Genomic DNA, 12,657 nt, shown 5'->3' with positions numbered 1-12,657 from the left:
ATTAAATAAAAATTATCATTTGTTACTTTGATTACTTTATAAAAATTGAAATTTTTCTAACATAATAATCAATTATAAATTTCTAATGAATATATTTGGAATTGGTTTACCAGAAATAATTGTAATTTTAATTCTAGGTTTACTTATCTTTGGTCCTAAACGTCTGCCTCAACTTGGTAAGACTATAGGTAAAACTTTAAAAGGAATACAAACTGCTTCTAAAGAATTTGAGAGTGAAATCAATAAAACCTTACAGTTAAATGAGAATGATGATTAATTAAAAAATTTATTGATAATAAAGATTCTAATTTACAAAGTATTTTATATATTCTTGAATTAAGAAATCATTAAATCAATTCAACTACCATTTTTTATAGGGTAAGAATTTCCCACACATTTTAACTAGAACCCTATCTCCCTTTGGGTCTTCGACCTTGTCAACTTCAATAGAAAAGTCAATTGCACTCATAATGCCATCTCCAAATTTTTCTTGAATAACATCTTTCATTGGGAGTCCATAAACTTGCATTATTTCATAAAATCTATAGATAAGAGGATCCGTAGGAATAACAGGGTCTAAACATCCTTTAACTGGAGGAGTTGATAAATCTTCTTTTAAATCTGAGGTCAAGTCTAGTGCGGCTATCAAAGAAGTAGCTTCCTCTTCTGAAGCAGTGGCTTGACCGTAGAAAAGACTTGCTACCCAAACTTCATCTCGATTAATTAAATTTCCTAAATCTTCAAATGATAGATTTTTTTCCTTTTTTGCTTTTAATAATAATTTAGTTAATGATGGTAAAGTCATGATAAATTTTAATTTTTTTTTAGTAGGAGAAGCTAAGTCACCTCTTCTACTGCTCTTGTTTCTCTTAATAAATGCTTCTCAAGACGCATTTTTATTTTTAAATATTTAGGGTCTTGTTCTATATTTTGCCTATCACGTGGTCTGTCCAAATCAACTGAAATTTCCTCAGAAATTGTTGCAGATGGTCCACTTGACATCAAGATAATTTTGTCTGACAAGAGTAAAGCTTCTTCAATACTATGAGTAATTAAAACGACTGTTACTTTATTTTTTCGCCAAATAGACAATAATTCTTCTTGTAAATAGGATCTAGTTAATGCATCAAGAGCACCAAATGGTTCATCCATCAATAACATATTTGGATTTATAGAAAGAGCTCTTGCTATTGCAACTCTTTGTTTCATCCCTCCTGACAACTCCTTTGGGAATTTATTTGAAGCTTTTTCTAAACCCACCATTCTGAGATAATTTATAGCTCTTTCTTTAATATCAGGTTTTGTTTTTTCTGGGAAAACAGTATTAAGTGCAAACTCAATATTCTGAATAGTTGTCAACCATGGCATTAGAGCATAATTTTGAAAAATAACACCTCTATCTGGACCCGGCCCTTTTATTGCCAACCCATCAATAATAATTTTTCCTGATGTTGGAGCTTGTAAGCCCGCTATTAAATTTAATAAAGTTGATTTACCACAACCAGAAGGGCCAATTATCGAAACAAATGTATTTTTTTCTATTTTTAAATTAATATTCTTAATTGCCTCAAATGAACTCTTTTTATGTTTTGAATAGAAATCAAAAAATTTTTTTTCTTTGAAAAAAATTTTTCCTAGTTTAGCCAGTTCTAGATGAGTTGAATTTTTTTTTGAATTTGAATTTTTTTGCATAATAAAAGTTATCGAACTAAATACTGTAATCGAACTTATCTTGAAGAAAACCAAAAAATTGATCTAAAATAAAACCGGTAAATCCAATGATAATGATTGCTACAAATATATTTTCGAGAGATAAATTATTCCATTCGTTCCAAATAAAATAACCAATTCCAGTTCCCAACAACATTTCAGCAGCTACAATCACAAGCCATGCCGTTCCCATAGAAATTCTCATGCCTGCCAAAATATTTGGCATAATTGCTGGCAAAATAACTCTTCTAATAGTTATTGATTTACTTGCGCCTAAGGATTTAGATACTCTTAAATAATCAGGATTAATGCTTGCAACACCAAAAGCAGTATTTATTAAAGTAGGCCAAATACTAGTAATAAAAATAACAAAAATACCGGTGATTTCTGAATTTCTAAAAACAAATAGTCCTACAGGTAGCCAAGCTAATGGAGAAACTGGTTTAAGTAGTTGAACATATGGATTGAGAGATGATTGAGCCAATTTAGACATCCCCATTAATACACCTAATGGAATAGCTACTAAAACGGCAAGACTATAGCCAATTAAAACTCTTCTCAAACTTATGAGTAAATTAAATCCAATCCCTAAATCATTTGGGCCATTATCAAAAAACGGATCAGATACCCACCAAATCAAAGCATTTATAGTTTTAAATGAGCCTGGAAAATTTTTAACTAACAAACCCTGTTGAGCAATTATTTGCCAGATAATTATGAAAATTAAAAGACTGAAAATAGTAACTACAAAAGTAAGTCTTTTGGAAATAACCTTATTCATTTAAGTTATTTTTTTATTAAAATTTTTAAATTAGAAACCGTCTCTTTTTATTTGATCTTTGACATATTTGATTGGATTACTTGGATCAAATTCATCATAAGCCAAAACTTCTTTTCTAAACCTAGCGGTAGGTGGATTACCTCCCATTTCTCTTTCTAATGCCTGAGCTTCATCAGTTAGAAAAATAGAGGCACTATTTGGGTTAAAATCACCAGCCTGAATAGCCGCTACAGCCCCTCCTAGATCCCATCTTATAAGCTGAGATTGTATCCAATGAGAAAAACTCTGCCAAGGATAAGGTTTAAAATCAATTCGGTCAGGCACGTTTTGAGTTTTACCTAATCCGTCTTCAAATTTACCTGTAAGAACTGCTTCAACAACTTCAGTAGGTTGATTTAAAAAACCTCTTCCCGAAATAGCCTTAGCTACCTCCTTTCTATTTGAAGGTGTTGAAACATAGGCTGCCGCATCGATAATTGATTTATTGAGCGCTCTAAAAGTTTCAGGGTGCTCATTTATCCAAGGCTCTCCTGCTGCAAATGCACAGCATGGATGACCAGGCCATAATTCTTTTGTAAGAAGATGAATGAATCCTGCATCTTCATAAACGGCTCTTTGGTTAAATGGATCAGGCATTAAGTAAGCATCAATATCACCTGCAACTAATTGAGCAATACTATCTGGGGGTGGAACAGGACGAATTTGAACGTCTTTATCTGGATCAACACCACCTTTTGCAAGATAATATCTCAAAAGAAGATTATGCATTGAATAAGGGAAAGGGACTCCAAAAATGAAGCCTTTCATATCCGCAGGTCCTTTTACTTTGCCTTTATGACGATTAGCAACAGTAATTGCTTGACCATTAATATTTTCAATACTTGCTAGTTTTACGCTAAATGGTGAAGTTCCTAGACCAAGAGTCATAGAAATTGGCATCGGAGCTAGCATATGGTAAGCATCTAATTCACCTGCTATGGCAGAATCTCTTACAGCTCCCCAGCTTGGCATTTTAACAACTTTGACATCCATTCCAAACTTGTTATAAAAGCCCATTGGTTCTGCCATAATGATTGGCGAAGCACATGTTATTGGGATAAAACCAACTCGTAAAGTTTGTTTTTCTAAGTTATTAATATTTATCGGTGTATCATCAATAGGTTGTTTTGTAGGTTTATTTTGATTAGAACAAGCTACTGTAATTAAAGCTGCACCTGCTGCAAGACTCGATAAAAAAGCTCTCCTACCCATAGGAGATGAAGCCCTTGTATTTGCAAAAAACTTACCTGCTTGAGGTCCAAAGGCAGCTCTAAATGCTTGATCTAATCCACCAGCCTCTTTAGCTAATTCTCTTAATAATTTCTCTTTATAAGGATCACCATTAGATGCATTTTTGTAGAATAAAAGATCTCGCATTTCTGCAGTAGAAATGGCATCAGCTACTTCGTAAGCCTGATTTTTGATAAGACCCATGCGAGAAAAATCAGATATTATCTCTACTGGATCGTCCGGCATATCTGACATGAAGTTTTCATGATCATTACCTATTGGTCTGCATTCAACGCATGCACACAAATATCCATGATTATTAGCTGGATTTAAAAGATTATTTAATGAATTTTGAGAATTATCTTGGAACTGATCTGAATTATCTGCAGATGAGGGACCACATTTAAAATTATACTTTTTAGTAGAATTATTTACTGGATTAAGCATCAATTAAATATTTAATAACAGCTCCAGTATTTATTTTAAATTTCACTTGTGTTGTATTAACAAATACATTTTTCTTAGATTTAATAATTTAGTTTTCAAAATAAATTAGCTTTAAAAATAATAATCATTTTCATTTATAATTTTGTGAAATATTTTTTTAATCTAAATAAGACCTAGAAATATAGTTTTCAACTGGACAAGAAGAGATTATTTCTTTAATTAAATAAATTTATATTTAGTATAAATTATTAATTGAATGCATATTAATTATTAAATTATAAATATTTAATTTGAATTAATTTAAGAATCTAATTATTATCAATATTTTTTTATGTTGAAAAAAAATTATTAATCATTAGTAAAAGAAAAATAAAAAAATAATTATAAATTTATTGTTAAAACATTTAACAAAATCTCATAGTATCCCATTTAAGAAATACAAAATAACTATTCAAGCCTAATAAGCCTCATCAATACTCTCGCATTTGTAGCAACTGCAGAATATTGCTTTTCCTTCATCGCTAAGTGCATTGTATTCTCAAGTAAACAAACTAATTTAGATGTCATCTCTTTTCTATCTAAATCACTTTCCTCGATATCAGTTCTAATAACTTTATACGCATCAACAGCTATCCTTCTAGCCTGTCTTCTGCTAATGGTATATTTTTTGGACATATAGGACGTAATTGAACTAAAAGCTAGACCTTCAATGACAAGATCAGCAGCTTCTCTAATCCTGAAATCCGTTTCTAATTTTGATGCTCTTTTTTGCATAAGCACAACAGATTAACCTTATTATGCACTAGTTTTTGCACTATTTTAGTAATATCTAATATATTTTTCGCTATAAATAACTGCTATAACTATCTTATATCTAGCAACTACTCCCCTTGGTAAGGGAGATACATATAACGTACAAAGAAGTTAGATATGATTTAGTAATTAAGGTCGTCTATGGCATTATCTTCATATCGAAAGCACAGAATATATCTTGCTGCAACATTGAAATATGGACTCGGTTCTAAGGATCCTGAAGAGCTAGCCTTTTACAACAAAATCATGGAAGAGATGGACGATATGAAAAAAGACACCGTAAAAAAAGGAATACCACTTAGATGAAATAAATAAATGAGTTTGAATACTTTTTTAATGATAGATGGGGGTCTGATGATTTTAGGTTTGCCTTTATTGATGATTCTTAAAGGGAAAAGGTCTCATAAAATTGAATCATGAGACCCAAGTGATCGACCGATAATAATTAAAGTGTTACTTTGGGCTAAATAATTCCATAACGATTACATAGGGGTAACGATTATGATTAACTTTCCCTTATTTGTAGAGGGTTTATTATTTCCTTTATTAGGATTAGGTCTTTTTGTTATTTACAAGAGATCAAAAAGAAAAAAGAGAAAATTTCATGCACCACCTACACACCAACTTCCTAGCTAATTGGAACATAAAGGTTTTAATGTAACTCAAGGAATGGTTTTACTACTTTAAAGCCTTTAGATTTACCTCCAAATTTTGTTTTAAATTTGATTACTTACATAACAAACTCAAAAAAAATATTGTTTACGAATGAAAAATATTGCTAAGAAGTGAATCCCAATTATGATTAAACCTGCGAATTAATACTTATTTAGGTACCTCGTAAATAGTAAATATTTTATCTTATTCTATTTAAACCTTGCCAATTTTAACCATTTTGAAATTTAATTGTTGATCCTCTATCCGTATATTGGAGTACCTCAAACCGAACATCTTTATTAATCGTATTACTTATCTATTTAGTTAGAACATATGAGTAGTTGTCATAACAAAATGTCTACCACACCAACAAAAAAAGAAGTTTATGACTCCGAGATTCAAAAAAGATCAGAAGAAGAACTTCTAGAGGAAGAAACCAGAAATCAGCAAACTATAGATATTTTTATTGAATCTGATAAAAACTGGTGTTAATTCAAAATTATTTTAAAGGAGCTATTAATGAACTTAAAAACCTCACCATTCTCAATTTTAAATAAAGAAAGAAGAGAACTGGATTACATAAAAGGAGTTTATAAGAGAAGAGTTCAAGCTGAAATCGATTCTTATAAAGATTCTGAGGATGAAAATAAGAGAGATACAATACAAACCCAAGATGTATTGATGATCGACAGGATTTCTATCTAATTATTTATTTAATTATTGATGCTGATTAATTCACTAATCACATAAAAAAATTTAGAAAAGGAAAAATTTTATGAGCGGAGATTTCGAGACACATGAAATGAATCAACCAAAAATTTCATATTTAAAAGAAAGATCAGAAAATAATACAAAATGGTTAGATGAATTAATTAATAAAATTGAAGATATGAAGAACAAATTAACCGAATCTGCTTAATCTCCGAATATTGAATTTAACTAAATATATTGACAATTGAGTACAAATACTCTATAAATAAAGTGTAGCTACAGCTACCAAATCGTCCGATCTACCACTAGATAGACCGCAGTACGACTCAAGCCAAAGGACGGGGACTTGAGCAAGTTCAGGAGCTGCATCATGGTAAACATGTATTTTAATGGCAAGTCATTTGTATATTGCAAGAGCCAAGAAGAGAAGACAATAAAGCTTACTTATAGAGGATCTAGTTATTCGAGATAAAAGATCTCATATCTAATAGATATTTAATAAACAATTATTTTAGGATTTACTATGAAATTTACTAATTCTCCTTTTGCCATACTCGACAAGAATATGAACGCATTAGATTATCAAAAAAGAAACCTTATATATGAAGATTATTGGAGAAGAGAAGGTTTCTTTCAGAGACTTCATAAAGAATCTGAATAAGTAGTCTAAGTATTTTAGTGATTCTTTCTTGATTCATATACCAATATTCTTGCTATTAATTAAGTAGATACTTTTTTTTATTTAATGCCATTAGATGTTTTTCTAATAAATATGTGTGTTGTAGTTTTAGGTTTACTTGTCAGAAGAGAAATCAAACTTAGGAAAGCCAGATAGATTATGAAGACACAAATTTTTAAAGAGCGGTACATTCCAAATGTCCATGCTATTTCTTTATTACTTATGCTTCTTCTATGTTTGTGGTTGCCACTAGGACTAAGATTCTTTTTGATCCTTTAGTCATGCAAATTAGAGATAAAATTTAATTCTCAAACTTTAGGCTTGCTGTTAAACATAGCTGTCTGTATTTTGGTATTCGTTATTTAACTTTCAATTTTCTTTTAAAAAATTTTGTTCATAATTAGTTAACTAATCAATAAAAACTTTATGCAAACATACATAGTTCAATGGCAGTTCCCATCAATGGAAGCTTCAATGAAAGCAACCAAAACATTTACTGATTATGTAAAAGAGGGATCTCCCTATGACAGTTTCGAAGGATTCAAAGTTTTAAATAGAGTTTTAAATCCTCAGGGAGCTAATGGTTGGGCAATAGTTCAAGCTTCTGACCATTCAAAAATTTGGCAGTGGTGTCAGCCTTGGAGTGCTGGCTTTGGAAATGAAATAGAAGTAACACCTGTTCTTACTGATGAAGAGTTCGTTGCAGTTACAGATCAGATAGAAACAGCGGCGTAATAAATAATTAGCTATTTCACTAACCTTAAAACCTGCTATAACCGAATTGTGTTTTGAAGACTTTAAAAGGAACCCCAGTTCCTTTCATAGCTTCAATCACTTTATCTCCCACAGTCCCGTAAAATTCAACAGAAAAATCAGTCCCTAACTCAGCATGAGCTTCAAGATATTCACCTACTGCTGGATTAGCTAAATGTGCAAGTAAAGCATCATCGTTTTTATAAACTTCTGACCATACAAAACAAAGTGGATCGTCTGGATCTTGATCAAAAGTATGATGAAGCATTCCTGGTTCGTCTGCTTCAACAGCCTTATCTGTCTTATCAGCAATTTCTAAATATTCGGCAACTTTATCTTCCTTAATCTTTAATTTTGCAAGAAGCATAAATGGAGTGTCTGATCCAAAACTAGGCATAAAAAAAAGACCCTTGCGAGTCTAGGTGATGGGGATTTCTATCATGGCAAATAAAATAGAAATAAACAACCCCACCTAAAGCAAGAAATATTACAGTCAAACACCATATGTAGTGCTATGATTTTATAAAGGCTGGGTGATGGGGATGATCTAGCTTTTAAAAAGGGCGTTCTTAACGCCCTTTTTTTATGGATATAACTTATTAATAGCTTCTTTTTGTTCTTGTTTTTTTATTTCTTCAGCATCATAAACAGGACAAGTATTCTGATTAAGTGATGAGAAAAAAGCACTCTTTTTAAAACATTTAAATATAGGAGTAAGTAGTAAGCGTTTCATTTATTTATTCAACAATAATTGTCCCGCCCATTCCAAAAGATGCATGCGGAGAACAAACATAAAAGTATTTACCTGCTGATACGCCCGTGGTATTCCATGATAGTTTTCCATTTTGCGTTCCAGGAGTTCCAGAAATTGTCCCTGTGATTACCTGATCACCACCTCCACGAGAAAATTCAGTCTTTATATAGAACGGATGACGAGATGCATCAACATCAAAAATAATTGTGTCTCCTTTATTCAGTGTAACGGTAGGATCTTCCCCACTTACAGATCCATTCCTATCAGTTCCACTAAGAATATAGTTTCGATAACTCTCTGCTGATACATCTATTTTAAATACTTCTGAATCTGCAATAGCTGGTCCTGAGAAACCAAAAAGTAAAGGTAAGAATAAAAGAGATCTCATAAATTTGAATACTTTTTAATTCAATATTAAGAAAAAAAGAAGCTAATTGCCCTTCAATTCAGATTGAATCTCAATTACTAATAATTAGCTTTGCCAGTGGTAAGGGTTTCATAAAAAATGCAGCTAATAAAGATAGAATTTTTTAAGATTAAATAACTGAATTCTAGGGAGATTTAAATGTCTATCATTACCGACAATACAGTGCTAGTGCATATTTATAGCGGTTTAGAATCCCAAAATAAAATAACTTTAGGTTTACTTGTTGCACTTACTGCAGAAAAAAACGATCATAAAGTAACTCTTTTTCTGGCAGGAGACGGAGTAGACATATTAAATTGCAAACAAGCTGGAGAAATAGTTGGTCAAGGTACTGGAGATTTATACGAACATCTTGAAAATTTAAAAAATTCAAAAGTTACCATATATGTCTCAGGAATGTCAGCCAAATCTAGAGGTTACGATGAGAAGCTTCTAAATGGATATAAAGCAGAGTTTGCTATGCCTGATTTACTAATTGAAGAATCAATTAAAGCTGATAGTGTTCTTTGCTATTAAAAAAAAGAGGGTTATAACCCTCTAATATAGATCGACTGTCAATCAATTAAATTATCCCATCGCAGCAACAGCATCTGCAACCTGCTTATTTCTTTGAATGACTTCTTCATCATTTAAAACAGCAGTGATATTCCATTCGAGGCCAAATTTTGCTCTCCATACTCCGAAATGTTCAGATATTGCTAAGTGATTATCAGCTTTGAAAGTCACAAAGACTTCTCCGGTTTCAGGGGCATGAAGTCTACTTATTAATTCAAATCCTTCAAAGTTATCCATTGGTGAACCGGAAGCAATATATTGCTCAAACATTTTGTAACCTTCAGATTGAGAGATTCCATCAGGAATTAATCCATGAACATGATAATGAGCCATATAAAAAATAGTTGTGTAATTACTAATTTAAAACCAATAATTAAGGAAGCACTTAATTTGTCTCTGAATTTAGATTTTTCAATTTCCTTTCTATTAATTAATCTTTAATTTTGTATAGCATGTACCGTTTACATATTTTTTGATAGCTAATAATTAAATATGACTTATTTTGCTGAACCTAATAATATTGAATATGACGAATGGTTCGACGAAAATATTGAACCGCTGGACCTAATGAATTATTCAAATGAAAAGGAATTTAGTGATTCAGTACATGAGAAGTTCTATAAGATTTCAACTCAGAATTTAACCATTGGCTCCTCTAATAATTTTCACCAATAAAATAATTTAATATTCAATCTATTTTGAAGCATAAAAAAAAAGACCCCTAATAGAGGTCTTTCCTTGGTTTAACTAAATCAAGTGTTTCCTTGTTTCCACTGTTTCAGTAAAACCTCTCCTACACACCTTTTTAATATGCCATACATTCTCCTAAACCGGAAGGGGATGAGAAAAGTAATTTAATTGTCACATGTGCCAGTTATGACTTTATGTTTTTATGTCAATAAAAAACACCCTAATTTAGAGATAAGGGTGCCTGATTATCAGAAATTAGTGTGTGAGGAGTTTCTGATATTATTACATTACTTGGGGAAGGTATTAAATATCTAGAGTATTAATTACTAAAAATAATTTTGTTAATAATTTCTAATATAGATAATCTACAAATAAAAAGATTATCGGAGAAAAGTAAATTGCCTCTTTATTCTTATTGGACTGTTAATTAATTATTTCTTGACGATTTTGAGGTCTTTAAGGACTTGCTTATATTTAGCGATTTGGTTCTATATAAATAAGTTTATTTTTATTATGCAAATTTCAATTTTTGCAAAAGCAGTTTTCTTTTTAACTCTCTATGCGATTTCTGACCTTTCCATAAAAAATCATATTTTAAAAAAAACAATCCGCAGAGCTAATAGAGCTAAATCAATTTTTTAATATTTAAGATTTTTATTTGACTAAATGCTTCAATTATCTTCGTTTAGATAAGAAATAATTCAAAAAAATACCTCCAAAAACTAATAAACTACCAACTGCAGCAAAAGAGAGTAAATCTAATATTGATTTATCAGTATTTACTTTTAAAAATGTAAGACCAAAAGCAACTACAGGAAATAATAATATCGCCTTAGGAATAAGTGATTAATACCATTTTTTTAAAAGGGGATCTTCTTCTTCATTTAATTGTTGGTAAATCTTTTCTAACTTTTCTCTATATTCCTCAATTGCTGTTTTTGCTGGTGATAATGAATTAATGAATTATTAAATTCTAACTTCTAAGAAAGTCTATGGAGTAACTACTAAGTTGTTATTTTCTATTAAGAAAAAGGATAACCTGTTATTTGTGTTTCAGAGCAAGTTTAAATGTTTTAAAAGTTTCCAATAGCTAAGGAATCAAAAGAGCTGCAAGTATTTATTCTTCAAATTCAGCTTCAAAACTTTTCATATCCTCATAGAGAGTATTAAAAGACTTTTCAATTAGATCTTTACCTTTCCTTGTAAGTTTCAAAAGTGTTCTTCTTTTATCTTTTGGATCTTGTTCTTTAGAAACTAGACCTAAGCCTGCCTTACCTAGCCTATGATATCGACTTATATAGTCCGTCATCCTTGAAGCACTAGCTTTACTCATATCGAAGTATTTTTCAATATCCTTCTTAGTACAATTTTGATAGGTTGCTACGTACCAAAATACTGCCATTGCCTGAAGAGGAACGTCCTGAGAATTATCTAACTTCATGAACATTGTGAGGACTCGTAAAAGGTTATATGATTCGTTATCTATTTTTAATAAACCCTCCAATTTTGCTTGGGTCATATCTTTTTCATACCTATATATATTATTCAATTCTAATATTAAAAGTGACTATATGTGATTATAGATCCATAAGTGGAATGATTTGATTATATCACCAATTCAAAATAATAATTAATGAATAAAAAAAATAAGAAATATAACTCAGTCTAAATCTTTAAAGAGAATTAATATAGGGGACAAGATTATTTTTCATTAATGTCGCCACCAAAACAAATAATGAAAATATAAATAGCTGAACCATTAGCCAGGCAAACAATTTATAGTTTGGATCTTTTGTAAAAAGATAAATATTTTTTGTAATAAGTGAATTAAGATGAAGAACTTTTGGAGTTGCCTCTTTAAATTCATCTTTTTTTTCAAATAAATCTTTATTTGTAGCTTTATCTATAGGCTCTACAAATTCTTTTTGTTTTAAAGAAAGATCATCATCAAAATTATCCATAATCTTCATAAAGTCTATGAACTAATAGCTTAGTTTCACTTATTAATCTTAGAAAGGTAAATTTTTAACAACTCTATGCTGAATATGTACCATCACTTTCTCTTCTAGCTTCAGCTAATGTAATTTCATGGAAAACCTTTTCGATCATATAAGCACTTTTTATCCCGTAACATTTTTTATTTGAACTTTTTACTAAGTCTCTTTGACTTATGTAATTGTATTCACAACAATTACATTTAATATCAATTTTCTTACCTTTATAAATATCCATAGCTCTCTCAAAAATCCATTGCTGAACTCGTATATTTTCCCAACAATCAAAATCAGACCATTCAGAAATATCCTTATCAAGAGTATCAATTAATCCTTGAACATCACTCACCTGGTAAAGATGGGCTTCTTCTCTTGCTATCTGCTTTATGCCGATTGTATTAATAAGATCATGATTCATTT

At 30.6% G+C, this 12,657-nt stretch carries 22 protein-coding genes; 10 read left to right on the top strand and 12 right to left on the bottom strand.

The genetic code is table 11. The features are described 5' to 3' along the window. Positions 1-85: 85 nt before the first annotated feature. On the top strand, positions 86-277 hold the full coding sequence (locus TX50_RS01990) for a TatA/E family twin arginine-targeting protein translocase (protein ID WP_011132011.1): 192 nt from the start codon (positions 86-88) through the stop codon (positions 275-277). A gap of 84 nt (positions 278-361) precedes the next feature. On the opposite strand, the gene cynS is transcribed toward TX50_RS01990, so the two are convergent. The 5 genes from cynS to TX50_RS01965 all read right to left on the bottom strand — a co-directional run bounded on the left by cynS (position 362) and on the right by TX50_RS01965 (position 4,981). Then, positions 362-805: a cyanase gene (gene cynS, locus TX50_RS01985; RefSeq protein ID WP_011132010.1), complete on the bottom strand. Its 444-nt coding sequence runs from the start codon at positions 803-805 to the stop codon at positions 362-364. Positions 806-837: 32 nt separating this feature from the next. Continuing rightward, the gene (locus TX50_RS01980) at positions 838-1,692 is read right to left on the bottom strand and encodes an ABC transporter ATP-binding protein (protein ID WP_011132009.1); all 855 of its coding nucleotides are present in this window, start codon (positions 1,690-1,692) and stop codon (positions 838-840) included. A 16-nt stretch (positions 1,693-1,708) separates the two neighbouring features. Then, on the bottom strand, positions 1,709-2,491 hold the full coding sequence (ntrB, locus tag TX50_RS01975; protein ID WP_011132008.1) for a nitrate ABC transporter permease: 783 nt from the start codon (positions 2,489-2,491) through the stop codon (positions 1,709-1,711). A 30-nt stretch (positions 2,492-2,521) separates the two neighbouring features. Then, positions 2,522-4,207: an ABC transporter substrate-binding protein gene (locus tag TX50_RS01970; protein ID WP_011132007.1), complete on the bottom strand. Its 1,686-nt coding sequence runs from the start codon at positions 4,205-4,207 to the stop codon at positions 2,522-2,524. A gap of 447 nt (positions 4,208-4,654) precedes the next feature. Next, complete coding sequence (locus TX50_RS01965; protein ID WP_036930922.1) at positions 4,655-4,981, bottom strand: hypothetical protein; 327 nt, start codon at positions 4,979-4,981, stop codon at positions 4,655-4,657. Positions 4,982-5,161: 180 nt separating this feature from the next. On the opposite strand from TX50_RS01965, the gene TX50_RS09575 reads away from it, so the two are divergent. From TX50_RS09575 to TX50_RS01955, 7 genes are all read left to right on the top strand, one after another. Then, entirely contained in the window at positions 5,162-5,326 is a 165-nt protein-coding gene (locus tag TX50_RS09575; protein WP_173027951.1) for a hypothetical protein, read from the top strand. Between the two features lie 195 nt (positions 5,327-5,521). Next, positions 5,522-5,656, top strand: coding sequence for a hypothetical protein (locus TX50_RS09905; protein ID WP_268741261.1), 135 nt, complete (start codon positions 5,522-5,524; stop codon positions 5,654-5,656). A gap of 372 nt (positions 5,657-6,028) precedes the next feature. Continuing rightward, complete coding sequence (locus tag TX50_RS09570; RefSeq protein WP_173027949.1) at positions 6,029-6,166, top strand: hypothetical protein; 138 nt, start codon at positions 6,029-6,031, stop codon at positions 6,164-6,166. Between the two features lie 27 nt (positions 6,167-6,193). Beyond that, on the top strand, positions 6,194-6,379 hold the full coding sequence (locus TX50_RS01960) for a hypothetical protein (protein ID WP_036930923.1): 186 nt from the start codon (positions 6,194-6,196) through the stop codon (positions 6,377-6,379). A gap of 70 nt (positions 6,380-6,449) precedes the next feature. Further along, positions 6,450-6,593 carry a hypothetical protein gene (locus TX50_RS09565; protein WP_173027947.1) on the top strand — a complete coding sequence of 48 codons (144 nt, stop codon included), beginning with the start codon at positions 6,450-6,452 and terminating at the stop codon, positions 6,591-6,593. Between the two features lie 315 nt (positions 6,594-6,908). Next, a complete protein-coding gene (locus TX50_RS09410; RefSeq protein ID WP_157859385.1) occupies positions 6,909-7,046 on the top strand; it encodes a hypothetical protein in 138 nt (45 codons plus the stop codon). Between the two features lie 444 nt (positions 7,047-7,490). Beyond that, the gene (locus tag TX50_RS01955; protein ID WP_011132005.1) at positions 7,491-7,799 is read left to right on the top strand and encodes a DUF3303 domain-containing protein; all 309 of its coding nucleotides are present in this window, start codon (positions 7,491-7,493) and stop codon (positions 7,797-7,799) included. Positions 7,800-7,824: 25 nt separating this feature from the next. On the opposite strand, the gene TX50_RS01950 is transcribed toward TX50_RS01955, so the two are convergent. The 3 genes from TX50_RS01950 to TX50_RS01945 form a co-directional block, all read right to left on the bottom strand. Continuing rightward, positions 7,825-8,214 (bottom strand): putative quinol monooxygenase, encoded by a 390-nt coding sequence (locus tag TX50_RS01950; RefSeq protein WP_011132004.1) that lies wholly within the window; start codon positions 8,212-8,214, stop codon positions 7,825-7,827. 186 nt (positions 8,215-8,400) lie between these two features. Further along, positions 8,401-8,550, bottom strand: a complete 150-nt coding sequence (locus tag TX50_RS09405) for a hypothetical protein (RefSeq protein WP_157859384.1) — start codon at positions 8,548-8,550, stop codon at positions 8,401-8,403. A gap of 4 nt (positions 8,551-8,554) precedes the next feature. Then, positions 8,555-8,959: a cupredoxin domain-containing protein gene (locus TX50_RS01945; RefSeq protein ID WP_011132003.1), complete on the bottom strand. Its 405-nt coding sequence runs from the start codon at positions 8,957-8,959 to the stop codon at positions 8,555-8,557. A gap of 177 nt (positions 8,960-9,136) precedes the next feature. On the opposite strand from TX50_RS01945, the gene TX50_RS01940 reads away from it, so the two are divergent. Continuing rightward, entirely contained in the window at positions 9,137-9,514 is a 378-nt protein-coding gene (locus TX50_RS01940) for a DsrE family protein (RefSeq protein WP_011132002.1), read from the top strand. A 51-nt stretch (positions 9,515-9,565) separates the two neighbouring features. On the opposite strand, the gene TX50_RS01935 is transcribed toward TX50_RS01940, so the two are convergent. After that, complete coding sequence (locus tag TX50_RS01935; RefSeq protein WP_011132001.1) at positions 9,566-9,886, bottom strand: DUF3303 domain-containing protein; 321 nt, start codon at positions 9,884-9,886, stop codon at positions 9,566-9,568. 159 nt (positions 9,887-10,045) lie between these two features. Between TX50_RS01935 and TX50_RS01930 the strand changes: the two genes are divergently transcribed. Beyond that, a complete protein-coding gene (locus tag TX50_RS01930) occupies positions 10,046-10,228 on the top strand; it encodes a hypothetical protein (RefSeq protein WP_036930926.1) in 183 nt (60 codons plus the stop codon). Between the two features lie 1,132 nt (positions 10,229-11,360). On the opposite strand, the gene TX50_RS01925 is transcribed toward TX50_RS01930, so the two are convergent. The 3 genes from TX50_RS01925 to TX50_RS01915 form a co-directional block, all read right to left on the bottom strand. Continuing rightward, the gene (locus tag TX50_RS01925) at positions 11,361-11,762 is read right to left on the bottom strand and encodes a winged helix DNA-binding protein (RefSeq protein ID WP_011132000.1); all 402 of its coding nucleotides are present in this window, start codon (positions 11,760-11,762) and stop codon (positions 11,361-11,363) included. Between the two features lie 154 nt (positions 11,763-11,916). Next, complete coding sequence (locus tag TX50_RS01920) at positions 11,917-12,204, bottom strand: hypothetical protein (protein ID WP_036930928.1); 288 nt, start codon at positions 12,202-12,204, stop codon at positions 11,917-11,919. A gap of 73 nt (positions 12,205-12,277) precedes the next feature. Further along, the gene (locus TX50_RS01915; protein ID WP_011131998.1) at positions 12,278-12,655 is read right to left on the bottom strand and encodes a hypothetical protein; all 378 of its coding nucleotides are present in this window, start codon (positions 12,653-12,655) and stop codon (positions 12,278-12,280) included. Positions 12,656-12,657 lie beyond the last annotated feature (2 nt).

The organism is Prochlorococcus marinus subsp. pastoris str. CCMP1986 (genome assembly GCF_000011465.1).
Lineage (GTDB): Bacteria > Cyanobacteriota > Cyanobacteriia > PCC-6307 > Cyanobiaceae > Prochlorococcus_A > Prochlorococcus_A pastoris.
This window is presented reverse-complemented; position numbering and strand designations above follow the sequence as displayed.

Coding starts and splice junctions, on each gene's coding strand:
- TX50_RS01990 (WP_011132011.1), top strand. CDS start 86: ATGAATATATTTGGAATTGGTTTACCAGAAATAATTGTAATTTTAATT.
- cynS (WP_011132010.1), bottom strand. CDS start 805: ATGACTTTACCATCATTAACTAAATTATTATTAAAAGCAAAAAAGGAA.
- TX50_RS01980 (WP_011132009.1), bottom strand. CDS start 1,692: ATGCAAAAAAATTCAAATTCAAAAAAAAATTCAACTCATCTAGAACTG.
- ntrB (WP_011132008.1), bottom strand. CDS start 2,491: ATGAATAAGGTTATTTCCAAAAGACTTACTTTTGTAGTTACTATTTTC.
- TX50_RS01970 (WP_011132007.1), bottom strand. CDS start 4,207: ATGCTTAATCCAGTAAATAATTCTACTAAAAAGTATAATTTTAAATGT.
- TX50_RS01965 (WP_036930922.1), bottom strand. CDS start 4,981: ATGCAAAAAAGAGCATCAAAATTAGAAACGGATTTCAGGATTAGAGAA.
- TX50_RS09575 (WP_173027951.1), top strand. CDS start 5,162: ATGGCATTATCTTCATATCGAAAGCACAGAATATATCTTGCTGCAACA.
- TX50_RS09905 (WP_268741261.1), top strand. CDS start 5,522: ATGATTAACTTTCCCTTATTTGTAGAGGGTTTATTATTTCCTTTATTA.
- TX50_RS09570 (WP_173027949.1), top strand. CDS start 6,029: ATGTCTACCACACCAACAAAAAAAGAAGTTTATGACTCCGAGATTCAA.
- TX50_RS01960 (WP_036930923.1), top strand. CDS start 6,194: ATGAACTTAAAAACCTCACCATTCTCAATTTTAAATAAAGAAAGAAGA.
- TX50_RS09565 (WP_173027947.1), top strand. CDS start 6,450: ATGAGCGGAGATTTCGAGACACATGAAATGAATCAACCAAAAATTTCA.
- TX50_RS09410 (WP_157859385.1), top strand. CDS start 6,909: ATGAAATTTACTAATTCTCCTTTTGCCATACTCGACAAGAATATGAAC.
- TX50_RS01955 (WP_011132005.1), top strand. CDS start 7,491: ATGCAAACATACATAGTTCAATGGCAGTTCCCATCAATGGAAGCTTCA.
- TX50_RS01950 (WP_011132004.1), bottom strand. CDS start 8,214: ATGCCTAGTTTTGGATCAGACACTCCATTTATGCTTCTTGCAAAATTA.
- TX50_RS09405 (WP_157859384.1), bottom strand. CDS start 8,550: ATGAAACGCTTACTACTTACTCCTATATTTAAATGTTTTAAAAAGAGT.
- TX50_RS01945 (WP_011132003.1), bottom strand. CDS start 8,959: ATGAGATCTCTTTTATTCTTACCTTTACTTTTTGGTTTCTCAGGACCA.
- TX50_RS01940 (WP_011132002.1), top strand. CDS start 9,137: ATGTCTATCATTACCGACAATACAGTGCTAGTGCATATTTATAGCGGT.
- TX50_RS01935 (WP_011132001.1), bottom strand. CDS start 9,886: ATGGCTCATTATCATGTTCATGGATTAATTCCTGATGGAATCTCTCAA.
- TX50_RS01930 (WP_036930926.1), top strand. CDS start 10,046: ATGACTTATTTTGCTGAACCTAATAATATTGAATATGACGAATGGTTC.
- TX50_RS01925 (WP_011132000.1), bottom strand. CDS start 11,762: ATGACCCAAGCAAAATTGGAGGGTTTATTAAAAATAGATAACGAATCA.
- TX50_RS01920 (WP_036930928.1), bottom strand. CDS start 12,204: ATGGATAATTTTGATGATGATCTTTCTTTAAAACAAAAAGAATTTGTA.
- TX50_RS01915 (WP_011131998.1), bottom strand. CDS start 12,655: ATGAATCATGATCTTATTAATACAATCGGCATAAAGCAGATAGCAAGA.